This is a genomic window from Arhodomonas sp. AD133 (assembly GCF_051195215.1).
In the GTDB taxonomy this organism is placed as follows: Bacteria; Pseudomonadota; Gammaproteobacteria; order Nitrococcales; family Nitrococcaceae; genus Arhodomonas.
The window spans coordinates 1-22,553 of the sequence record NZ_JBNAZM010000055.1; the positions used below are offsets into that span (position 1 = coordinate 1).

General features: G+C 65.0%; 20 protein-coding genes. 19 read left to right on the plus strand and 1 reads right to left on the minus strand.

Annotation, left to right across the window (positions count from 1 at the left end; translation table 11 throughout):
- The first annotated feature begins 85 nt into the window (after positions 1-85).
- From ACPEES_RS19965 to ACPEES_RS20030, 14 genes are all read left to right on the plus strand, one after another.
- Positions 86-217 carry an Arc family DNA-binding protein gene (locus ACPEES_RS19965; protein WP_435105553.1) on the plus strand — a complete coding sequence of 44 codons (132 nt, stop codon included), beginning with the start codon at positions 86-88 and terminating at the stop codon, positions 215-217.
- Positions 214-957: a BRO-N domain-containing protein gene (locus ACPEES_RS19970; RefSeq protein ID WP_435105555.1), complete on the plus strand. Its 744-nt coding sequence runs from the start codon at positions 214-216 to the stop codon at positions 955-957. The genes ACPEES_RS19965 and ACPEES_RS19970 overlap by 4 nt, the downstream gene beginning before the upstream one ends.
- On the plus strand, positions 950-1,696 hold the full coding sequence (locus ACPEES_RS19975) for a phage antirepressor KilAC domain-containing protein (RefSeq protein ID WP_435105557.1): 747 nt from the start codon (positions 950-952) through the stop codon (positions 1,694-1,696). Before ACPEES_RS19970 ends, ACPEES_RS19975 begins: the two co-directional genes overlap by 8 nt.
- 79 nt (positions 1,697-1,775) lie before the next feature.
- Entirely contained in the window at positions 1,776-5,240 is a 3,465-nt protein-coding gene (locus tag ACPEES_RS19980) for a phage tail tape measure protein (RefSeq protein ID WP_435105558.1), read from the plus strand.
- The gene (locus ACPEES_RS19985) at positions 5,240-5,620 is read left to right on the plus strand and encodes a hypothetical protein (RefSeq protein WP_435105561.1); all 381 of its coding nucleotides are present in this window, start codon (positions 5,240-5,242) and stop codon (positions 5,618-5,620) included. The genes ACPEES_RS19980 and ACPEES_RS19985 overlap by 1 nt, the downstream gene beginning before the upstream one ends.
- The gene (locus tag ACPEES_RS19990; RefSeq protein WP_435105563.1) at positions 5,620-8,907 is read left to right on the plus strand and encodes a hypothetical protein; all 3,288 of its coding nucleotides are present in this window, start codon (positions 5,620-5,622) and stop codon (positions 8,905-8,907) included. The genes ACPEES_RS19985 and ACPEES_RS19990 overlap by 1 nt, the downstream gene beginning before the upstream one ends.
- A gap of 13 nt (positions 8,908-8,920) precedes the next feature.
- Complete coding sequence (locus ACPEES_RS19995) at positions 8,921-10,111, plus strand: hypothetical protein (RefSeq protein WP_435105566.1); 1,191 nt, start codon at positions 8,921-8,923, stop codon at positions 10,109-10,111.
- Entirely contained in the window at positions 10,108-10,503 is a 396-nt protein-coding gene (locus tag ACPEES_RS20000) for a hypothetical protein (protein WP_435105569.1), read from the plus strand. The genes ACPEES_RS19995 and ACPEES_RS20000 overlap by 4 nt, the downstream gene beginning before the upstream one ends.
- On the plus strand, positions 10,500-10,895 hold the full coding sequence (locus tag ACPEES_RS20005) for a hypothetical protein (protein ID WP_435105571.1): 396 nt from the start codon (positions 10,500-10,502) through the stop codon (positions 10,893-10,895). The genes ACPEES_RS20000 and ACPEES_RS20005 overlap by 4 nt, the downstream gene beginning before the upstream one ends.
- Positions 10,896-10,903: 8 nt before the next feature.
- Positions 10,904-12,805, plus strand: a complete 1,902-nt coding sequence (locus ACPEES_RS20010) for a hypothetical protein (RefSeq protein ID WP_435105573.1) — start codon at positions 10,904-10,906, stop codon at positions 12,803-12,805.
- Complete coding sequence (locus tag ACPEES_RS20015) at positions 12,802-13,026, plus strand: hypothetical protein (protein ID WP_435105575.1); 225 nt, start codon at positions 12,802-12,804, stop codon at positions 13,024-13,026. The genes ACPEES_RS20010 and ACPEES_RS20015 overlap by 4 nt, the downstream gene beginning before the upstream one ends.
- An 18-nt stretch (positions 13,027-13,044) precedes the next feature.
- On the plus strand, positions 13,045-13,602 hold the full coding sequence (locus tag ACPEES_RS20020) for a hypothetical protein (RefSeq protein WP_435105577.1): 558 nt from the start codon (positions 13,045-13,047) through the stop codon (positions 13,600-13,602).
- 827 nt (positions 13,603-14,429) lie between these two features.
- Positions 14,430-14,975, plus strand: coding sequence for a hypothetical protein (locus tag ACPEES_RS20025; protein ID WP_435105579.1), 546 nt, complete (start codon positions 14,430-14,432; stop codon positions 14,973-14,975).
- A 65-nt stretch (positions 14,976-15,040) separates the two neighbouring features.
- Positions 15,041-15,481: an SOS response-associated peptidase family protein gene (locus ACPEES_RS20030; RefSeq protein WP_435105581.1), complete on the plus strand. Its 441-nt coding sequence runs from the start codon at positions 15,041-15,043 to the stop codon at positions 15,479-15,481.
- A gap of 1,222 nt (positions 15,482-16,703) precedes the next feature.
- On the opposite strand, the gene ACPEES_RS20035 is transcribed toward ACPEES_RS20030, so the two are convergent.
- Positions 16,704-16,964 carry a hypothetical protein gene (locus ACPEES_RS20035; protein WP_435105583.1) on the minus strand — a complete coding sequence of 87 codons (261 nt, stop codon included), beginning with the start codon at positions 16,962-16,964 and terminating at the stop codon, positions 16,704-16,706.
- A gap of 1,184 nt (positions 16,965-18,148) precedes the next feature.
- Here ACPEES_RS20035 and ACPEES_RS20040 point away from each other — a divergent pair.
- The 5 genes from ACPEES_RS20040 (at position 18,149) to ACPEES_RS20060 (ending at position 22,527) form a co-directional block, all read left to right on the plus strand.
- Positions 18,149-19,294: a trypsin-like serine peptidase gene (locus ACPEES_RS20040; RefSeq protein WP_435105586.1), complete on the plus strand. Its 1,146-nt coding sequence runs from the start codon at positions 18,149-18,151 to the stop codon at positions 19,292-19,294.
- A gap of 81 nt (positions 19,295-19,375) precedes the next feature.
- A complete protein-coding gene (locus tag ACPEES_RS20045; protein WP_435105588.1) occupies positions 19,376-20,374 on the plus strand; it encodes a hypothetical protein in 999 nt (332 codons plus the stop codon).
- A gap of 354 nt (positions 20,375-20,728) precedes the next feature.
- A complete protein-coding gene (locus tag ACPEES_RS20050) occupies positions 20,729-21,037 on the plus strand; it encodes a hypothetical protein (RefSeq protein ID WP_435105591.1) in 309 nt (102 codons plus the stop codon).
- A gap of 383 nt (positions 21,038-21,420) precedes the next feature.
- Positions 21,421-21,879, plus strand: coding sequence for a hypothetical protein (locus tag ACPEES_RS20055; protein WP_435105592.1), 459 nt, complete (start codon positions 21,421-21,423; stop codon positions 21,877-21,879).
- Positions 21,880-22,134: 255 nt separating this feature from the next.
- A complete protein-coding gene (locus ACPEES_RS20060; protein WP_435105594.1) occupies positions 22,135-22,527 on the plus strand; it encodes a YciI family protein in 393 nt (130 codons plus the stop codon).
- Positions 22,528-22,553: the final 26 nt, after the last annotated feature.

Sequence of the window (22,553 nt, forward strand, 5' to 3'; positions counted from 1 at the left end):
ATAGCGTAAGTTGTGCCAAAAATCCAAGCCGCCTACCAGCGGATCAATAACTTATCGCTGTGGCTGTGGAACTTGGGAGATCAAGGTGCGTCTGCCAAAGGACCTTAAGGATTGGCTTTCGGAGCAGGCGGAGAAGAACTACCGCAGTATGTCGTCGGAGGTGGCGCGCCGCCTGGATGAGAGCCGGAGGATGGATTGCGACAAGGAGGCCGCATGACTACCGCCCAAACGAAAAAGGCCCCGAGTGCGGCAACACCCGAGGCCTTCAAACACCCCTCGTCAGAGGAGCTTCACAGCATGAATAAGTCTGCAACAGGTTCCGCTGATTGTCGAGCGGTCGGCAGCGGCCGGGTCGTCCCGTTCTCCTTTGAGAGCACAGAGGTGCGGACGCTGCTGATCGGTGATCAGCCGTGGTTCTTTGCTATGGACGTCTGCGCTTCGCTTGCACTGCGTGACACCAATAAGGCATTGCTGAATCTCGATGAAGACGAGAAGTGCGAACACGAACAGTATTCGGGTTCGGGGCGCAAGCCCATTCTGATCAACGAGTCCGGCCTCTACTCGCTGGTCCTGCGCAGCCGCAAGCCCGAGGCGAAACGCTTCAAGAAGTGGGTTACCAATGAAGTACTGCCCGCGATCCGTAAGACGGGCGCCTACGGTACGCCGGGCCACCAGCCCGAGCCGATGGCCGCCATCTTCGCGGCGATGGCCGGGCACCAGGTCTCGACCTCCCGGTTCATGCTCACCATCGAGGATGGGCAGTTGAAATCCGTCACCGACGTGACCCACAAAGCGCTCGTGGACCAGGAGGCTGTGCACCGGATCAAGCGTGACCTCAACGGGCTGGTCCAACGACTCCGTGTGCTCCAGGGCGAGGAGAACCCGGAAATCCTGAGGGACCCCCTGTTCGGTGACGGGGGCTCGGTGGTTTGGGGGCGGGAGGTGAGCGATGGCTAACACGGTTATCCCCTTCGAGTTCGAACGGGCGAAGGTGCGCGTCGTCCAGGGCGACGACGGCGAGCCGTGGTTTGTTGCTCGGGACGTCGCGCAGACCCTTGGGTACAGCAATGTCCGGGACGCAATCTCCAAGCACTGCAAAGGGGGTCGCGAAACGCGACTCCCTTCCGCCGGCGGTGAGCAGGCGGTGAAGATCATCCCCGAGCGCGACGTCTACCGCTTGATCATGCGCTCGAAGCTCCCGAGCGCGGAGCGCTTCGAGGAATGGGTGGTGGGCGAGGTATTGCCCCAGATCCGCAAGACCGGTGGCTATGGCCAACGCGACCCGGTGGAAGCACTGAACGACCCGGAGACGTTGCGGAAGACATTACTGACGTACACCGAACGGGTCATGGCCCTGGAGCAGACCGTGCAGGAGCAGGCGCCCAAAGTGGAAGCGCACGACCGGATCGCCGCCGCCGAGGGTTCCATGTGCATCACGGATGCCGCGAAGCATCTACAGGTACGCCCCAAAGACCTGTTCGACTACCTCCAGCGCAAGCGCTGGATCTATCGGCGCCAGGGCGGGCGCAGTTGGCTCGGCTACCAGCAACGTGTGCAGCAGGGCCTGCTTGTCCACAAGGTGACGACCGTCGACATGCCGGACGGCGGCGAGCGTGTGAACGAGCAGGTACGCATCACGCCCAAGGGATTGCACCGCCTGTCCCTTGAGCTGTCGCTGATGTGGAAGGCCGCGTAGAGCCCGCAAGGCGCGCAAGCGATTTTCATCCCCTCAATAACCCCGCTCCGGCGGGGTTTTTTAATGCCTGGAGCAAGCAGTGGCTGACCGAAATTTTGCCGTCAACATGGTGATCGGCGCCCGCGACAGGGCGTCCAAGGTCGTGCGCAAGCTCAATGATGGCCTGGGCCGACTGAACAACCGCGTCACCCAAGTGGGCGGTGCGATTGCCGCCTACTTCGGCGCTCAGGCCGTCGCCAACTTCTTCCGGGGTGCCGTCTCCAGTGCCGCCGACTTCGAGCAGCAACTCGACCGCATCGGCGCTGTCACCGGTGCCACCGGAGACGAGATGGACCAGCTCCGTGCCGTCGCCGAGGAGATGGGCTCCACCACCAAGTTCACCGCCACGGAGGCGGCGCAGGGCCTGGAGATTCTCGGACGTGCCGGATTGTCGGCCGCCGAGTCGGTGGAAACGCTTCCCTCGGTGCTCCAGCTCGCGCAGGCGGCGGGACTGGAGCTCAACGAGGCGGCCGGTATTGTCACCGACTCGCTCGGCGCCATGGGGCAGGGCGTCCAGGAAGCCGGGCGGTTTGCGGACGTGCTGGCCCAAGGCGCCAGGTTGGCCAATACAGACGTGCAGTCGCTCGGCCGTGCGCTCTCTTATGCCGGCGTCCAGGCCTCACAGATGGGCATGTCCGCCGAGGAGACGGTGGGCGTGCTGGACGCGCTGGCCAGCGCCGGCATCCGCGGCGAACGTGCCGGCACGGCCTTGCGCAACATTCTCTCCCAGATCCAGGACCCGGCGAGCAAGGCGCGCCAGGAACTGCGCAAGCTCGGCATCGACACCAACGATCTCACCGAGGTGATCGGCGGCCTTGAGCAGGCGGGACCCAAGGCGCAGAAGGCAATTCTGGCCTTCGGCAAGGAGGCCGGGCCGGCCGTGCGCACCCTGCTGGAGCAGGGCCGCGAGGGCATCGCGGAGTACGTGAAGTCGCTCGATGACGCCGAGGGCGCGGCCGAGGGCATGGCCGAGGAGGCCACCGACAACCTTCGCGGCGCACTGGCCGGGTTGTCGTCCGCGTGGGACTCGCTGCGCCGGACACTCGTCGATCCGCTCATGGAGCCGCTGAAGCAGGAAGTGCGCTCGCTGGCGGAGACCTTCCGCAGGGTCACTGAGGACGGGACCATCACCAACCTTGGCCGGACCCTGCGCGAGGTCTTCCAGACGGCGGTTGAGAAGACCAAGGCATTCATCCGCGAGATTGGTGGCGTTCAGGGCGCGGTCGACAAAGTCTCCGGCGCCATGGAAAAGCTGGATGGGGCGCTGGACGGCTCCAGGGAATTCATCGAGTTCCTAGGGCAATTCGGCAAGATCGTCGGCGGAACGTTCAACTGGGTTGCCAAAAGCATTGTCGCGACGGCGCTGGCCGCGCAGACCGGCATCGCCAAGCTGGAAGCGCTGCGGCAGAAAGCGCGGAACAAGCTTGGGCTGGCGAGTGATGAGGCCGTTGCGAAGGCGGAGCGAGCCGCGCAGGACTTCTCTCGCGCCTGGGATATGGCCAGGAAAGAGTCTCTGGAGGCGCTCAAGGACATAGGCGAAGGCTTCGGGCTGGCGGGTGAAAAGGCGAAGGGCTTCGGCGACAAGGTCAACGAAGGCCTGGAACGGGCACGCGCCACCGCCGCGAAGTGGAAGCAGATCGCCGACGACGCCCAATCCCGCTGGGAGAACATGAAGCGCCCGGTCAAGGAGGTGAACCAGGCGTACCTCGACTTCGCCGCCTCGATCCGGGATGCGAAGACCGAAGCGGAGTTACTCTCGACGCAGGAGTCGCTCCGAAAGGCCGCGGAAGCGGGCACGATCAGCCAGCGACAGCTCAACGCGCTGCTCGATCAGTCCCGGGAGCGCCTTAACAACCTGGGCAAGGAAGCCGAGGGCAGCGGCGCCGTCCTCAGAAAGGTGATGGACGAGCTAGGCGCCGACGTCGAGCGCTTCAAATCCGGCATGACGACGGCCGGCAAGGAAGCGGTCGAGAACTTCCGAGCCGTGGCCAAACAAGGCGACGCCACCAGTGCCCAACTTTCCGCCGCCTTCGTCGGCGCGCTGGACAAGATCCGGACCCACAGCGCCGCGAAGGCGATGCAGGAGGAGCTGGCGGAGCTCCGCGAGTCAGGCGCCGTCACGCAAGCGCACTTCGAGCGCATCAGCCAGCGCCTGGACGAGAAGCTGCAGAACCTCGGCAAGGACGGCGCCGACGCGTTCACCCGCGAGTTCGGGCGCATCACCGATGCCATCTCCGGCGCCAACACGCGCGCGGCCATCGCCGACCTCAAGGCGCAGCTTCGCCAGATGTTCCTCGAGGGGCGGATCAACGCCGAGCAGCTCGACAAGGGCATGGCTGGCCTCGACGAGCGTTTGGACGAGATCCGCCAGAGCGCCGGCGAAACCATCGACTCGATGGGCGATTTTGAGACGGCCCTCGCGTCGGCGGACACCATCAAGGAGCTCGATGCCCTCGAGCAGTCGCTGAAGGAATCCTGGGAAGCCGGGCGCATCAGCGCTGAGCAATACAACGATGCGCTGGAGCAGGTCCGCGAGAAGCAGAAGCAGCTCGGTGACGAGGTCGAGGAGACCACCCAGCGCATCCGCAATGCGGATGCTGCGTCCAGTGACCACATGGAGTCGCTGCGGGGCGTGGCGGGCGCTCTGGCGAGTCTGTATGCCGCCGGCAACCGCTGGCAGCAGAAGCTCAAGGAACTGCGGAACCAGGGCGGCAAGGGCGCCCGGAACCTCAGCCGCGAGTACGAGAACGTCCGCGACCGCATCCAGGAGATCAACCTCTACCTCGCGCAGAGCGCATCGAAATCCCAATGGGCGATTACCGGCGTCACACGCTGGGTGCAGAAACAGGAACGCGCCTACTTGCAGATGAAGCGGAAGGTGCTCGGCGCCGAGATGGCGTTGCAGCGCTGGAACGAGCGGCTTCGGGCGGGTAACCGCGATGTCGATCTGCTCAACGTGAACGCTGAGGAGGCGGCCAAGAGCGTCTATCTGCTCGGCCGCCAACGCATGAACCAGCTCGCTCAGTCCATCCGTCAGGCCCAGCAGGAGCTGCGCGAGCTCCGTGCCCAGGCCGACAAGACCCTGCAGAGCGTCCAGTCCGATCTGCTGTCGGCCCGGGGCGAATACGTCGAGCTCGCGAAGCGGCGCATCGAGGCACGGCGCAGCCGCATCCGCGACCAACTGGATGCAGCCAAGGAGCGCGACGACACCGAAGCGGTGAAAGATCTGCGGCAGGCGCTCAAGGAGCTCGAAGAGCTGGAGAAGATCCGGGTGCAGGAGGCCAAACAGCGCCTGGAGCAGGAGAAAAAGCGCCGCCAGGAAGACCAGCAACGCCGCCGCGACGAGCAGCGTGGCGGTCGCCGGCCCGACCGCGAGCGCCCGACAGAGCGCCACGAGCTCCAGCTCACGCTACCCAGCGGCAAACAGGTCGAGCTCGAAGGCCGCGGTGACCAGGTTCGCAACCTGATCGACGAGCTCGAGCGCGCCGGCATGAGGACTCAGTGATGCAGTTGGCCGGCATCACGCTCCCCGACAACGTCCACTGGCCCGATGAGCCCGCCTGGACGCCGACGCTGCGCGAGACCACCCCCACCCTCACCGGCGCGACCATCGTCGACGTCTGGCAACGCCAGACCGGTCGGCCCATCACGCTCGTCGGCCTGTGGGTGCCGCGCTCGCTCGTGGAACAGCTCTGGGCTCTGGAGGCCGACCCGGCGTCCGAGCCCATGACACTCACCCTGCCGGGCGGGCGGTCGTTCAGCGTCCTCTGGCGTCAGGAGAGCGGGGCGCCGGCCGTGCAGGCCCGCCCGCTCTGGGACGACGCCCCCGACGTCTACACCCCCGATTCCCCGTACGACCTCGAGATCCGCCTGCAGGAGGCCTGATGCCGATCCGAACGGAAGACATCAAGATATTCGCGTCGGAGCGCATGACCGACAATCCCGACGGCGGCGGCCGCATCACCGGCACCGAGATCGTCGACGGGGCGAGCAACAACATTTTCCCCGACGTCTCCGACGTGGATACCGCCTATGGCCGGGTGGCGCTGCGGCTGGTCTATCCAGCGGTGCGCACCGACGATACGGCCATGCTCTTCGGCGCGCGGCTCGCGCTCATCGAGCCGCCCGAGGACCCGATCGTCAGTGTCGTGGCGTTCCAGGCCGCCACGGCGGCGGATGCCCGCGCCGACGCCCGCAACCGCATCGAGTCCTACGTCACCAAGGGCCCGGCCAGCCAGCTCCGGTTACTCGGCGACCAGCTCCGCGGCCAGCGGGTGATCAACTGCTACCAGCGCCCCACCGAGCGCGTGCCCGAGATCGGCGAGGTGTACGCGCTCGCCATCGAGAACGACGCGCTGCCGAGCTACGGCACCGAGCAGTACGTGCGCGTGGCGAGTGTGGAGACCGAGCAACGCACGTTCACCCAGCTCATCGGCAACAACATCGTCGACTTCGAGGCCCGCGTCATCGCCCTGGGGTTGGAGAACGCGCTGCGCCACGACTTCCCCGCGGCGGATCCCACTCGCACCTTCCCCCACGGCGACACCGTGGTGCGCGAGACCCAGGTCACCGACGCGGCGAGCTACAAGGGCACCGTCGCGCTCAACCAGGCCGGCGCCGTGGGCGACCTGGAGCTCGTGCTGGAGAGCATCTATCGCCCCATCGTCCCCACCACCCAGAGCGAGACCCCGGTGGCCGACGTGCAGGCCGGCGGCAGCAGCGTCGCCCGGGTGACCAGTGGCGGCGAGACCTTCGAGATCCCCCAGGTCGCCCACACCCACGAGATCGAGATTACACTCGCCAACCGCGGCTACAGCTTCGTGCCCAACCTCCAGCCCATCCCGGCCCCCGGTGCGCTCACCGTGAGCTACCGCGCGCTGGGCAAGTGGTACTCGGGCCAGGACGACGGCAGCGGCAACCTCACCGGCTACGTCGCCGGCACCGTCGACTACCAGACCGGCACCGTCACCGTGACCCTGCGCGAGCTCCCGGACGTGGGCACCTCCATCCTCTTCGCCTGGGCCACCACCATCCACTACAACGACCGCGCCGGCAGCGCCGCCTATGAGCCGCTGGCGGTGACCCTGGAACTGCCCCAGGCCGTGGACGCCGCCCAGGCGCTGACGCTCACCTGGACCGACACCGACGGCACCACGCGCACCGCCACCTCGGACAGCGACGGCGTCGTCACCGGCGACGCCACCGGGCAGATCACCTACGAGACCGGCGAGGTCGAGCTCCATTTCAACGCGCTGCCGGCGGCCAACAGCCAGCTCGAGTTCAGCTATGCCCAGCGCACCCGCGAGCGCGAGGAGCTCGCCGGCGACGCCAGCGGCGATACCGTCACCTATCAGCTAAGTGGTGGCGCCCGGGAACCGGGCACAGTGATCGTTGGCGTGGACTACTACGGGCGCACGGCGGCGGATCGATCCACCGCCACCCAGGCCAGACTGTCCGGCCGTGGCAGCCCGTCCAGGGTGGTCCTCGTCGACGACGGCGCCGGCGGTTTCTCGAACGTGTCGGGCGGCAGCATCGACTACCAGACCGGCGAGGTGGTGATCCCCCGCTATGGCGAGCGCACCCTGTGGGTCTACCGCGAAGAACGCTGGCAGCAGGCCACCATCGAGACCGCCGTCAGCGGCCCCGCGTGGATCACCTCCCAGCCCGAGGGCGTCACGCCGGTGTCCACCGTCGAGACCGTGGACGTGCCGCCTTTCACCGTGCGCTTCCTCCCCGCGGTGCAGGACGTCATCGTCCCCGGCACCGTGCGCTTTCGCATCGGCAACCAGGCCTTCTCGGACCGCTCGGGCCAGGGCGTGCTCTACCTGGACGACGGCACCGTCGCCGGCAGCATCGACTACGCCACCCGCACCGCGACCCTCGAACACCACGACATCCAGGGCCAGGCCGACCCGCGCGTGCAGATCGACAGTATGGTCTCAACCTACGGCGACTGGTGGCTGTGGCAGGCGCAGTTCCGCACCCCCGGCGCCCCGGTGAAGCCCACCGGCTTCAACTGCCGCGCCACCACCATGCTCGGCGAGCTGCTGACGGCCACCGCCGACAGCAACGGCACCATCGCCGGCGATCGCATAGACGGGCACATCGACTACGAGACCGGCGTCACCCGCCTGCGCTTCGGCGAGCTCGTCGACGACGCGAGCCTGACCGCCGAAGAGAAAAGCCAGTGGTGGTACGACCCGGCGGACGTCGACGGCAACGGCCAGATCTTCCGCCCCGAGCCCGTGCTGCCCTCGTCGGTGACCTACAACGTGGTCGTGCTCGTCTCCATCCCGCTGGACGCCGACCAGCTCGGGCTTGACCCCGTGCGCCTGCCGCCGGACGGGCGCGTGCCCATCGTCCGCCGCGGCGACCTGGTCATGGTCCACCACACCCAGCGCGACGACTACGCGAACCTCTCACCGGGGCAGACCCTCGATGCCGCCCGCGTGCGCCTCGCCCGCGCCTGGATCGAGGACGCCACCGGCGCCGAGCTCGACCCGGCGCTCTACACGCTGGACCTCAACGCCGGCACCGCGACCCTGGCCGATCCGCTGGATCTTAGTGCCTATTCGGCCCCCTTCACCTTCCTCCACCGCATCGAGGACCTGCGCATGGTGGGCGATGTCGAGATCAACGGCCGCATCACCGTCACCCGGCCGCTATCCCACGCGTTCCCGGCGGACGAGAGCTACTGCTCGTCGGTGATCCTCGGCGGTGACCGCCAGGCGCGCTACACGAACCTGTTCGATCAGATGACATGGACTGGGGAGTGGTCGGACAGCCTCATCGGCGACGAGGTCGGCGGCGCTGCCTACAACGACACCACCTATCCCATCGAGGTCACCAATCGCGGCGCAGTGACCGAGCGCTGGGCGCTGGTGTTCACGAGCTCCACGAGCTTCCGGGTCATCGGCGAGACCGTCGGCGAGATCGCCATCGGCGACGTCAATTCCGACACAGCCCCAACGAACCCGAACAACGGTCAGCCGTATTTCCGCCTGCGCGCGCTCGGGTGGGGTTCGGGGTGGAGCACGGGCAACGTCCTGCGCTTCAACACGCTGGGCACCGAGTTCGGCACCTGGCTCGTGCGCACCGTCCTGCAGGGCGATCTATCGGGCGCGCGGGATGATTTCAGGCTCGCCCTCTTGGGCAACGTCAACGCGGACTAAACGAGGTATCGACGTGACTTACCCCGTCAAATGGTTTGATAGTGACATGGCCGGCGCCCCGACGCTCGACGCGAACGCGGGCTCGCTCATCGCGCTGCTCAAAGCCTGCTTCATCGACGGCTTTAACTTGCAGGCCCTGGACTCGCTCACCTACGACAGCGGCAGCGGCGAGGTCACGGGCACGGTTGGCAATGGCCACGGCTTCGTGAAACACCAGGTGGTGAAGATCGCCGGCGCCGACCAGGCCGAATACAACGGCGAGCATCGTGTCAGTTGGATCGACAGCACCACGTTCCGCTACACGCCCGCCGCCGCGCCGGCGGCGTCACCGGCCACGACCAGCGGCACCCTCGAAGCCCGCGCCGCGCCGGTGGGCGGCTGGGAGATCGCCCACGATGACGGCCAGGGCACGATCGCCGCGTTCCGTTCCACCGCCCCGGAAGCCACGGGCATCCTCTTCCGCTTCGACGACAGCAACACGGACCCGGATTGGGATAGCAACGCCGCCGACGTCATGGTGTGCGGTGCCGAAGCGATGACCGATATCGACACCTATGACGGCGCCTTCCCGTCGGCAACGACGCGTTATCGCATCATCCGCAAGGACGCCTCACCCACGCCCACCGCCGGCGGCATCGCCTGGGAGCTCGTGGCGGACGGGAGCGCTTGCCACCTGGTGACCGACCCGGGCAACGACCCGGATAACCCCCACCGCCGAAGCGCCTACATGTTCGGTGATCTGGTGAGCTATCGTCCCGGGGATGCCTATCATGCGGGGCTCGTGCTGGGAGACGAGAACACCAGCGCCAATTACTGCACGTCCCACTTTGGCCAGCTAGGTCAAAACAACGGGCACTATCTCGCTCGCTCCCACACCCAGGCGCCGGGCGTGGTGCAGTGGCGGGGTATGGGCTCCAGCCTAAGCAACCATCTGGGCCATGGAGGCCTCCCGTACCCCAATCCGGCGGACAATGGCCTGTATCTTCACGCGCCCGTGCTGGTGAAGGAGCCCGACGCCGACACGCTGCGCGGCGAGTGGCCGGGGATGGCGCAATTGCTCCAGACCGCCCCGTTGCCGCACCGGCAGGTGCTCGAACACGTCAACGGGGAGCCGGTGCTGTACCTCGCGCTCCAGTGCGGAAGGTCCCGCAACAGCAGTGACGCGGGCGAGTTGCTCGTCGACCTGGTAGGGCCGTGGCGATGAGCGCCCACACGCTCGCGCGCAAGGTCGGTGGCATCCATCGTCGCATCTGGCAGCCACTCACCGGGGCACTGTCCGGCCCGCCCCGGGCCTGGCGTCGCAGTGCCCGTGTGACCAACGCCGGTGACCGCTACTGGGGCGGGCGCGGCCGTATCACCGGCACCGTGAAGGTGAAACAGAGCGATGGCACCGAAGTGCCCGTCCACCGCCGCGTGCGCCTGCTCGAACGCCGCACCGCCATCCTCGTCGCCGAGACCTGGAGCGATGCGACCACCGGCGCCTACGAATTCAAGGGCGTCGACGAGCACCGGCGGTTCACCGTGCTCGCCCACGACTACACCGGCGAGCACAACGCCGTCGTCGCCGACAACGTCACCCCCGAGGTGATCGCATGAGCGTGGCGCTGGCCGAACCCATCCGTGATGCCCGGTTGCAGGCGATCGCCGACGCCATCGACGCCGCCGGCGCGGGGGCGACGCTCACCCTCTACGGCGGTGCTCAGCCGGATCCGGGGGCGGCGACCAGTGCCACCGCGCTCGCCATCTTCACCCTGCCGCACCCGGTGGGCAGCGTGACGGCGGCCGTGCTCACGCTCGCCGACGTCGCCGAGACCCAGGCCGTGGCCGATGGCACCGCCACCTGGGGGCGCATCGTCGACGCCGCCGGCACCTGGGCCGTCGACCTGGACGCCGGCCCCGAGGGTAGCGGTGCGGCCATCGAGCTCTCCGATACCCAGCTCTACACCGGCGGCGTGGTGAAGGTGCTCTCCGGCGAGCTCCTGGAGTAGGGGGCGATGTGGTCGATCTGCTATTCCGCGAGCCGCTCACGCCCTGGCAGGGGCACGTCGACCTGGTGCTCGGTGGCGAGCCCGGCGGTCCGGTGGAAGGCCCGCGGGACGTGCGCCTACGCGCCGTGCTGCCGCCGCCCCGGACACGGATTCGCGTTGCCCGGTACTACACGGCGCGGCTGCGGGCACGCCTTGCGCCACCTCGCGCTCGCTTCAAGGCCCGCTATGACAACGACGTCCTGCGCGGTGTCTCGGTTGCCACCCAAGCGCCGTGGGAGGCCACGGATCAAGAGCGCCATGAAGCCGGGGCGCCGTGGGCCGACGCTCCGGAGCGTCGCGCCGAACCCGGCGACCGCTGGCAGCCGGCTGCACCGCTCGACACCGCCCTGGCCGCCCCGTACCGCGCACTGCCCCGCGAGCGCCGTGAGCCCGCCACCGCCTGGGAGCGCGCGGCCGCCGTCGCCACCCACCGCGGCAGCGGCTACGCTTACCCGCCGCGCTTGGCCCTCGACCACCACGGCCGGTGGCAACGCGGGCGCCGGGCGAGCACCCAAGCCGGTGGCACCTGGGCGTACCCCGGCCGTGCCGGCATCCGCCGCACGGCCGCCTGGCAGCCCGCGGCGCCCTTCGGCATCGCCGTGTTCGCCGCCCCGTTCGGCCCGGGCATCTACGCCGCCCCGCGTTGGCATGGCCGCTGGGAACGCGCTGGCTATCCGCTCCCCGGCGAGTCCATGCCGCCGGATCCCCCGGACCCGCCCGGCCCGGATCCGCATGTGCCGGATACCGATTTGCTGTTTCGGTGCCCCATGCCATCGGCGCCGTGGGGTCTCATCTTCGCCGACCACCCGTGCCCGCCACCGGGTGGCGGCATCGTCGTGCCACGCAGGAGGGTCTACGTCGTGCTGAACACCGCCGAGCTCGTGCGCCTCAGTGACGGCGCAACAATCCCGACCACCGGCCTGTCCGCTGCCATCGACGTCGACTCCTGGGCCTGGGAGCTCTCGGCGACGCTTGCCGGCGCCGACGCGGTGCAGCTCATCCACGAGGCCGGCGGCGCGCCCATCGACGTGGAAGCGCGGATCAACGGCCACGCCTGGCGCGGGGTGATCGACGACTGGACCCACGACCGCGAGTTCGGTCGCCGCAACGTCAGGCTTCGGGCCCGCTCGCTCGCCGCCTATCTCGCCGCGCCGTACGCGCTGCCGCGAGCGTACACCGAGACCGCTGAGCGCACTGCCGTGCAGCTCGCCGAGCAGGAGCTGCCCACCGGTTGGACTCTCGACTGGCAGCTCGTCGACTGGCTCGTGCCCGCCGGCGTGTGGAGCTACGCCGACCGCACCCCCATGGCCGCCATCACCACCCTCGCCGAGGCTGTCGGCGGCATCATCCAGGCCGACCCGGCGGCGCAGACCCTGCACGCGCGGCCGCGCTACCCGGCGGCGCACTGGGAATGGGACACGCTCACCCCGGACGTCTCGCTGCCGGCGGACGTGCTGGTGTCGCTGGGCACCCAGCCGCAGCCCAAGCAGGCGGCGAACCGCGTCTACGTCAGCGGCAAGCACCAGGGCGTGAGCGTCGGCGTCACCCGCGAGGGCACCGCCGGCAACATCGCGCTGCCCGAGGTCATCGAGGCGCTCATCACCGACGTCGCCGCCGGCCGTGCCCGTGGCCTCGCCGAGCTCTCGGCCACCGGCTGGCAGGCCCGCGAGCGCCTGGCGCTGCCCCTGTCACCAAACACCGGCGGGCTCATCACCCCCGGCGCGTTGCTGGAAGTCACCAACAGCGACCACCCGCCCACCTGGCGCGGCCTGGTGCGCAGCACCGCCATCGAGGCACGCCTCGCCGACACCGGCATGACCGTGCGCCAGACCCTCGAAGCCGAACGCCACGAAGAGGAGGCAGCGGCATGAACCTCTACCGCGCGTTTCAGCACCTCATCCCCACCGAACGCCTGGTGAGCGGCAAAGTCACCGCCCACCACGCCGACGGCACGAGCACCCTGGCGCTCCCCGCCGGCGGCCATTTGCGCGCCACCGGTACCGACGTGGCCGTGGGCGAGCGCGCGTATGTCCAGGGCGGCCGAATCCTCGGCCCGGCGCCCAACCTCACCGTCTACGAAGTCACCGTCTGACCACCAGGAGGACACACCATGCGACCGACCACCACACTCCCCCTCCTCACCGCCGCCGCGCTCAGCCTGAGCGCCTGCAGCACCCTGAGCGAGACCGAACGCGCCGCCTACCTCGACGCCCAGACCGAAATCGCCAGCCGCCCCACACTCGAAATCGACTGCCCCCGCGGCTGCGCCGTCGCCTACACCGACCCCCGCGACCGCCAGATCCGCATGCCCACCGAGACCAACGGCTGGGACGCCGCCATCGCCATCAGCGACGGCCTGCTCGGCGCCGCCACCTCCCTCGGCCCCTGGTACGGCGTGACTGCGCTGGGCGTGGAAGCCGTGAACGCCGTGAGTGACGCCCAGGGCCCAACGCGCGTTCACAACGGGGACACCATCGGGGGCGACCGGATCGGCGGGGACGTGGCCGGTGGCGATCAGATCGGTGGTGACTATGCCGGACCGGTGCGTGGCGACACCGTGGGCGGGGACATGATTGGCGGGGATCGGGTGGTCAATGAGGGTCGGATCGATAGCCCTGACGACCACATCGCGGAGCCCGTGTATCCGCCGACGGACGGGGAGGGGTAATGCACGTTCGACGTGTGACTCGCGCGACGCCGGCCTGTTTCTTATGACGCATGGTGGCCATCCCGGAAAGGGCGGACACGAGTATCGCGGCGTGGTGTGAGTGCACCGCACAGCCAATCACGGGTCATCCCTCGCTGGGGGCGGCCCTTGCTTTCCCGACCAACGGACCCAATACTGACTGTGCGTACAGCTGGCACAGACCTCGCACCACAATCAATCCGAAAGGATGGCGCGCGCAGGGCGGATCAAGCCATTTCGTTATTCACTAGCGGAGCAATGATTGCGCGCGGCTTGAGAATGCGGGGAGTGCTAGGGAGGATGAACATGACTTGGCGTGAGCGTTTGACGAAGTGGGCGTGGCCCTCACTGGCGGAAGTACAGGAGTTCCAAGTAAGGCCCCATGCGGAAGGGGACACGCTCTGGGCCGATACTGAGGCGCTACGCGCTAGCGATGCTGTTCAGCGCAGAGCTGAAGCTATTCATAAGCGGACAGATGAGCAGGAAAGTAGCGAATCCTGCACAGGGCGTGATTGATCGGGCAGGCGGCAACGAGTTCAGCCTTCTCCCACCCCCATGACGAGGCTGGTTGACGGTGCACTTTAGCGCGGCACTTGTCATTGTCGGTTCGGTAATCGTCGGGTACACCTTCTGCTCAAGGCTCTTTTGGCTACGCTATCGCCTGCGACTAACCCATGGGTATCACACTTTTCTCTTCACTGCAGCGTTTAGTGTTATACCTTTATCGGGTGCCCTTCTAATAATGCCCTTTTGGGATATAGGGGGGGCATATATCAATATTTGTAACAGAGACACTGCGAAAAGCAAGCGTGATCCAGGTGTCAGCAATTCAAGCCACACCTTTCGTTCACAGCGGGCTTGTGTCTCTTTTTGTTTTCGGTTTAGTGGTGGCGCTAGCTCTTCCTGCTCTACTGCATCTATTGATTCGGACGATACTCGGCGTAACCGACAGAACCCTGAAGACGCACGCAATGTATACAGCCGAGCCAGCTCCCGCCCTGGCGAACCTGCAATTTCAGTCATGGGAGTACGGGATCCCACTATTGGTTACGCTCTCTGATCGCAAGGTGTATGTCGGCTATCCCGCCTATATTTCAAGTTCCTTTTATTCTCAAAACGACGGTGATATTCATATAACCCCACTAATAAGCGGATACCGTCAGGAAGGTGATTTACGATTAGTGCTTAATACGCCCTACGACACCGTTCTTGACGAGATCACCAAGTCACCTGACGAGAAGACGGCGGATCAGTTTACGATCTCGATACCTGTTCGTGAGATAGTTCATGGACATCTTTTCGACCCATCCCTTCAAGACATCTTCCACAAACATAGCGCAGCGCCAATAATGTAATGTTCGAGCAAGTCCATACGTCCCACCGCATCAGGCGTTATTCGACGTCTTAGTACACTCGGGGCATGCTCCACCGAATCACACTGATCAGCCATCGCAGCAACGTGGCTGCTCGTCACTTCGGCTGCGGTGACAACCTGCCCGGCCAGGTTCCGCAGTACAACCTGGGTCCCAACTGGCAGATTACAGTTTTCCGCGACAACCGGTCGGCCGGGAATGGTGGTGAGCCGGTGCAGTATGAACCCGCCTGGTGGGACTGGCGCGGCGCGCCCACCATCCCCGCCGAGTCCGTGTTGGCCCCAGGTAACCGCGAGGCATTCCTACACGCTGGCGACCGGATGGCGGGGCGTCGCGCCCTGGTCGTCGCAAACGGCTGGTACGTGTGGGTTGAGGGCCAGCCGTATTACGTGAGCCGCCGCGACGGCGATGTGCTGATGCTCGGTGCGCTGTGGCGGATGACGGGGCCGGGGTTGCGGTCGATCGTCGGTATTCTCACCGAGCCGTAACGCGGTGTCCTCGCGGAGCTCGTAGGGCGTATGCCAGTGGTCCTCGACCGCAGCTGTTGGTGGGGCTGGATGGAGGAGGGGTGTGCCGAGCTTGCCGACCTCCGGGCAGTGAGCCGGCGCCTCCTATCCGACGAGCTGGTCTGGTGGCGGGTGACTGGCCGGGTCGCTGACAGGGATGCGCGCGGGCCTGACCTGATTGAGCCAGTGGCGGAGTAGTTGGTCCGACATCGCGCGTGTGCATCAGTAATTTCCTGTTACGGCGATGAAAGGTAGTAACTTGCGGTCGACCGAGCGGGCTTTCTGTGCAAGCGTTAGAGAGTGAGCGAAGTGAACGCGTATGGGCAGTTGCGCTGCGGGGCGTTGGGGGGGGGATATGCGCAATGGGGAACACATGGGTCCTGGCGATACGAGCACCCATGGTTGCTTCTTGCTCCGACCCGTCGCAATTGTCGCTGTAGTGGCCACGTTATTTTTCGTGGCCTGTGGTAGCGGCGACGATGAGGGTTCGACTGAGGCGCACGTACGTCTGGAGAAGAGTGAATACGGTGACGAATGGCCATTCCCCAATTATTCAAGCGCAAAGCTGGATTGCAATGTGAAAAGGTTTGACGGTACACGCCGGCCACTCGTGGTCATTAAGCTGGGACGTACCTAGTATGGGCTGAATGGCGCTGCTATGGGCGTCGGTGGATTCCCCGATGCCCGTACCCGGATGGCGCGACATCCCGATTGGGGCACTTACGAGTTAGGGGCGTCACGTCGGTTCATAGAAAAGGGTTTGAAGATCTGTGGTTGGGAGTAATTTCCAATGTCTCAACCGCATGCTATCGCCGACTGGCCGTAGCGCTCTTTTCGTACACACTCGCAGAAGGTGTCGCTAAGCGTGGGGGTAGCTGACCGCTATGTGCCACCGTTCATGCATATGGTTCGTCGTAGCTTGGGTGCTCTGGGTGCAGTACGAGCTGATAGGCGTTGGCGATACTCGGTACGAAAGAAGCTGGGTGCCGGAAGCTGCCTATCCGACGGACGGATATGCCACGTGTATCCAAGACATGCGCACATTGGCCGAGCGCTACGTCAAAGATGCAAGGTCGGCGCCGAATGTCGCGTCGATCGAGCGGGTTACTCTGATAGGGGACCGGGTAGCGGTGACCACGGACTATAAGAGCGGTGGCAGCTCCCGCCGTCTTTACGTGTGCTTCCCGGACAGCGTGCAACCAGACTAGTCTACTTCAAGCTCCCAAGTCTCAATCGGCAGGCCGTACCGCTCGATGATGGCCTCAGCCCGCTCGATACCTTCGCGATCCTCCGCATCGTCGATAAGCAGCAAAAGCCCAGGTGCCGTGCCGGTTTGCTCGCCATAGTCGAGCGCCTGGCCGATACCCTCGCGGTACTTGTGACCCCAGTCCGCCTCGACCACGCGACTTGACAGCGAGCAGTCCGGTTCGTGCCCAGAGGGAAGGGTGATGCTCTCGCCGCCCATCCGCGCACACCACCGATCTGCATAGTAGGGCTCGTGGTACTCGGCGGCGGTGGCCGGGTCGTCACCATCAGCGCGACGACCGTTGGTAAAACTCGTTTGTAACCCATTGTTTTGCAACGCCCCCAAATGCTGCTTCTGTCCCTGACGCGAAAGAGCGAGTATTGCATATGTATCAGTCGGTTACACGCGACAGGTCCGCTCCATGGGGTGGAGGCGGTCATACGGTATCGGATCAGATTAAGGTGCCTTCTGGGACGGCTGGGCCGTCAAGAGAGCCAATGCGGCGCGGGCCTATCCCCCGCCTGGGTGAGATGTAGGAGCCAGTCTGGCCCCGCTGTCCCCGGGGACAATTTGGGACAGTGAGGCTGGAGAGCATGGGTTAATCAGGATTGATCAAGCTTAACTAAATGTGTGGTAAATCATATAGATACAATATAATCCGTTGATTCGACAAAGGGCGTAATCGGTCTTGAAAACCGTTGGCCCGAAAGGGCCCGGGGGTTCGAATCCCTCCTCCTCCGCCAATCCCTTTCTCAACGTGTCTCCGTCGACGCGCATGCCGGTCCGGTGGGAGCGCAAGATCGCCTCGGTGGCGGCTGTTGCGCTCTCTTGACGTGACCCACGCCGACGGGAGCGCCTTCCCCGAACCGCGTCCAGGAAACACTGAATTGTTCAGCGTTTCCTGGACGTTCTGACAGATCAATACCTCTGTGATGGTCTGGTAAATCGACCTGTCCGTATGCGGTGCGAGTGAGGCGCGACCGCTGGCATTCGAAAAATTGCGGAACACGCTAATTGCTCTACCATGATTTGGGTGCGAATCGTAAGTGCCCGAACCCCAATAAGGCCAATCGGTTATGGAGGAAATGACTCCGAATCGGTCGATAATCCGTCGCAGCCCCGTTGTTTTGATGCCGCGAAAGGCTATTCTCGCTCAGTAGGATCGGGCGGGCGTTCTTTGTCTGTGTTCACCGGCCACCCCTAAAAACTGGGGGTGGTGGAACGCGTTCTGGATAATCCCTGCCATTAGGGAACGAGTGCATGTGTCCGGTGAGCGCCGCTTTGCGATGTTCCCGCTCCGAGAATTCACGCAGTCGGTTGAACTCCTCGGATCATGGGCGTTAAGGGAGGTGTGTTATCACATGTGAAGTTGAAGATTCGAATTCGACTGGGGGAATTACGCCATGACATTCAAAGTGAAAGGTCGCCGGTTCGTCCGTGCGATCGGCATATCGGGCGTGGCATTGACGGCATCGGTGATGTTTGTCACGTCGGCAATCGCCCAGCAGGGCGAGGTCCAGGAAGGGTTCACTGGTTCGGCCAGCGGTGCAGCCGCCACCGGAGCCGGAAAGGTCGAGTTCGATCACAGAGAGCGCTTCGTGCCGCCGTCGCAGCTACCCATCAAGGACGATCTCGCCGCCGGGAAGCGTAGCGAGGAACAGGTACGACACGATCTCACGGCGGTCGTGGTGGCGCGCGACGGGAGCAGGCGCGTGCTGCGGCCCAGTGACGCGGCGGTGAAGGCCGTCGTGGATGCTGTCGAGTCCTTCGGTGGCGAGGGCTCTGTGCCGCGAGCGAAAGGGTCGGAAGACACGGGGTTCCAGGGGAGAGGGGCCGCCGAGGGCGCTGGCAGACGCCTCGCCGAGCGATCGCAGACGTTTTCGTCGGGATCGATCGGGATCGAGAGCATCATTGGCGCCGATACACGGGTGCAGGTGACTGCGACCACCTATTTTCCCTTTCGAACCATGGGGCGCATCGATCTCGGGTGCACCGGCACGCTCATCGGACCACGCCATGTCCTCACGGCGGGGCATTGCGTCTACAATATCTACACTGACCAGTGGTACTCGCAGTTGGACTTTTCGCCGGGGCAGGACGGCTCGTACCGGCCCTACGGCGAGATCGGGTGGCAGTGGGCCATCACCGTGCAGGGATGGACGAACAGCCATGACCGCAACTATGACTACGCGATGATCGTTCTCGACGAGGACGTGGGGCAACAGGTCGGCTGGATGGCCTTCGGGTGGAAAAAGCCCATGCCCAAGTACAATGTCAACATCAACGGTTATCCGTCGGACAAACCCAGTGGCACGATGTGGCACGCCTATTGTGGTCTGGAGATCATTCAGACTTACCGGCTTTATCACTCATGCGATACATACGGCGGCATGAGCGGAAGTGCTGTCTACGTGTATTTCAGTGACGACAACGACCGAATCATTTACGGGATCCACGCCTACGGAGTGGACAGCACGGGCTATAATGGCGCGACGCGAATACGTGAGGCCGTGTTCGACAACCTGCAGAACTGGAAGTCAAATTATTGACGTGGCGGATCTGACCGGAACGGGTCCAGTACGGCCCTGGATCCGTTCCGCGCCCTGGCAAGTCCGATTCGAGTCTTTGACGTGAGCGTAGCTTTGAATATCCGCGTGACGCTGGGGCGGGCGTTGGTTCTGGCATTGGCGATCGGGACCCAGTCCGGCAGTGGCGATGTGGGTGCGGTTACCCTCAGCGTTCCGGAGCGCGCGATCCACTCGTTTGCAAATGCGCCGAAAGTACTGGAAATCGGTGGTTTCAGGCGTATAAGCGGCCGAGCGGGGCTGACGGCGGTCATGCGGTTTCCCAATGATTGCTACGCCGATAGCGGTCCGCTCGTGCTGGTCGGGCGAACGCCGTCGGAACGTGCGCATGCGGTTGTGCTGCAGGCGACCGCTCCAAGCGGCTGCCCGGATATCTATCGACCTGTGAATCGACACGTGCGCGTTCTGTTGCCCCGGGGGATGGCGGCGGATGCGGTGCGGGTGCTTGCCAGGCCCGTGGTGCCGGAAGTCGTGCGCCGCGTCGAGTTCGAACCGACATCCGCCGTCGTGGATGACGACAACCTGGTATTCGAGTCCGTGCCTATCGCACCTGGGCGTCTGCTTCCGGCGTACGAACTGACGCAGCTCTCGGCCGCGCAAGGGGGGCAGGACGGTTACGTGGTGACCGGTCGGGTAACACTCGCGAAAGGGTGTGATGCGCATGTCGTGCGGGCAATGGCGTTCGAGCTTTCCGACGCGTCGGGCACGCCGCCAGGTGACGTCATCGCACTGACGGCACCGGCACGGTGTGCACAGGGGGGCCAGCAGCGCGATCTCACGGTCGCGGTCGCATCGCCGCAACCGCTCGATGGCCGGTTCGTGTATATCGTCAATGAACTCGAGCCATCCGTGCACACGTTTACTAATCCGATCACAGGTAATGCCACGTGTCAGAGCGCTTGTGCGGTTCGGCTGCTAGGCGCGCGAGCGAAGGCGTGGCGAGGCTCACGTCGAGTGAGCGCAACGCCACGGCCGGGCCGCACAAGCACTCCCTTCGGGCGAGGCTGTCGGGCACTCTCGCGGCGTTGCTCGTCGCTCATGTAGGCCTTGCTACACCACGCTCCTCGCGCCTTGCGAGAGTGCCCGACAGGCTCGCTGACATGTGGCATTACCTGTGATCGGATTAGTAAGTGAGGCGTACGCCCGAATAACCGGCTTGGGGAGTGGCGCGACCCCGGGGTGGCTTGCCGGCGTGACCACGATCGGCCGTCAGCGGCCGTGTCGGTTGATCGGTTTCAGATTGGTTGGAGTTTCGCGGCATTTGAATGCAATGCCAGCCGTATGATTGCTATATACGGGGGTGTCATGCAAACCGACAGGACAGCCCCCATGTTGTATTACGCTTTGCACGGTGTTTGGGGGATGCCGGACGGATATCGAATCCTGGTTTCCAGTACCATGTGTGACCCGCTCGCGGGACCGTCACCACCTTGGGTTTTTGTCCTCGTCGACCCGAACGGTAATGTCGTTGCCAACTCCCTGGATGATGAAGAGCTCGTTCGCGTGGCTCATGATCGACCTTATGCCGGCATGAGCTCACCGCGGGTCGCGAGGGCGGTGGATACCCGCGATGAACGCGTGGCGTTCTGGATCAGTCCGGATGAAGAGAAATGGATCGCGGAGCTCCATGACGTGATCAGGCGGCACGATGGTCCGGACTTCGACGATGAGGACGATTTCGAGTTCGATGCCGACTCCGGCGCCTGAGGCACTTTGGTGCCACCACGTCATCTCTCTGTGAGGCGAGGTGCAGTCGGGAAACCGTTCATTTTTCCCCGAGCGCCTGCGCGTCATTGACGCAAACGCCGGCGCAACCGAGCGTACCAACCTTTCGACTTCACGCGATTTTCGGGACGCATATTTCGAAAACGTGATAGCACGCGGGACGGCCGACTTTACGGCCGGGGCATGGGCTCGCCGTGAGCGATGCGGTGGATTCGGTCCTATCCGCAAGGAACATGCTGGGCGGTTTTTCGTGCAGTGGCTACGCTTTCCCATGAGGCGGCCTTCGCTGACGGTGGCGCATCGACCGAACGGCTCGTCGGCCGCCTTCTATCCGACCGGTTATTTGCGAGCGGGAGGCAATGGACATGGATACGAGATGCATGGCGGCGAACCTGCGCATCGCCACGGCGGTCGCGGTTTTCGCCTTCAGCGGATCCCTGGCGTTTGCCGCGGAATCCTACAGCCTTACATTTGCTGGTGACGCCAGCTTCAACGGTGCCCACGGTGGGCAGCCCATCGCTGCCGCGGTCGTGGCGCCGGACTCCGGCGAGGTCGTCGCCCGGCAGTCCGGGACCGTGTCGAGCGACGATTCTCCGGCCTTCTCCCTGTCGTTTCCGGACGCTCTGACCGCGGGCGAGCGCTATGAGGTCCACTACTGGATAGATTCCAACTTCGGTGGCGGCAGTGAGGGGGGCTGCGATCCGAAAAACCAGGATCACCAGTGGCGCGTCGAGCTCGGAACCGTCGACGGCGATGTCACCCATACCGAGCAGCACAATCCCGGCGCCACGGCCGACGTCTGCGAGACATTCGCGGATATGTGACATTTCCGACTATCATGCTCGCGTTTGGAAGACGCTGAACGCAATGCGCCGCGGGCAACCCGTCACCCGCGGCGCATTGCGTTGGGTATCCGGCAGGGTCGCCATCACGCAGGGTGATCAGGAGCGCCACCGGTCTTTGTGTCGTTTGTGTCGAAAGCCGTCACGGCCACTCGATTACTCGATGAGTCCGAATGGCTCACCACCTTCTACCAGACGGCGCGTCGAGTCACGCGGCGACCATTACGGAGGATGACGATGAAGTACGTGGCGCTCGTTTATTACGACGAGAACATCATGAAGGCAATGTCCCAGAGCGAGTGGGACGCACTGAATCAGGAATGCATGGCCGGCGTCGAGAATCTCCAGGCCAAGGGGCACTACCTGGGCGGCGAACCGCTGCAGCCGGTGGAGACGGCGACCACCGTACGGGTGCGCAACAGTCAGATGAGTACTACGGACGGGCCATTCGCGGAGACGAAAGAGCAGCTGGCAGGCTTCTATCTACTGGACGCGCGGGACCTCAACGAAGCCATCCAGCTAGCGGGCAGGATTCCGCCTGCGCGCTATGGCAGTGTCGAGGTCAGGCCGGTTCGGGAGCTGGTACCCGAGGGCAACGTGGCTGGCGGCCACGGCGACACAGGGCGCTGAGCGCCGCGCCGTCGAGGTGACATGGC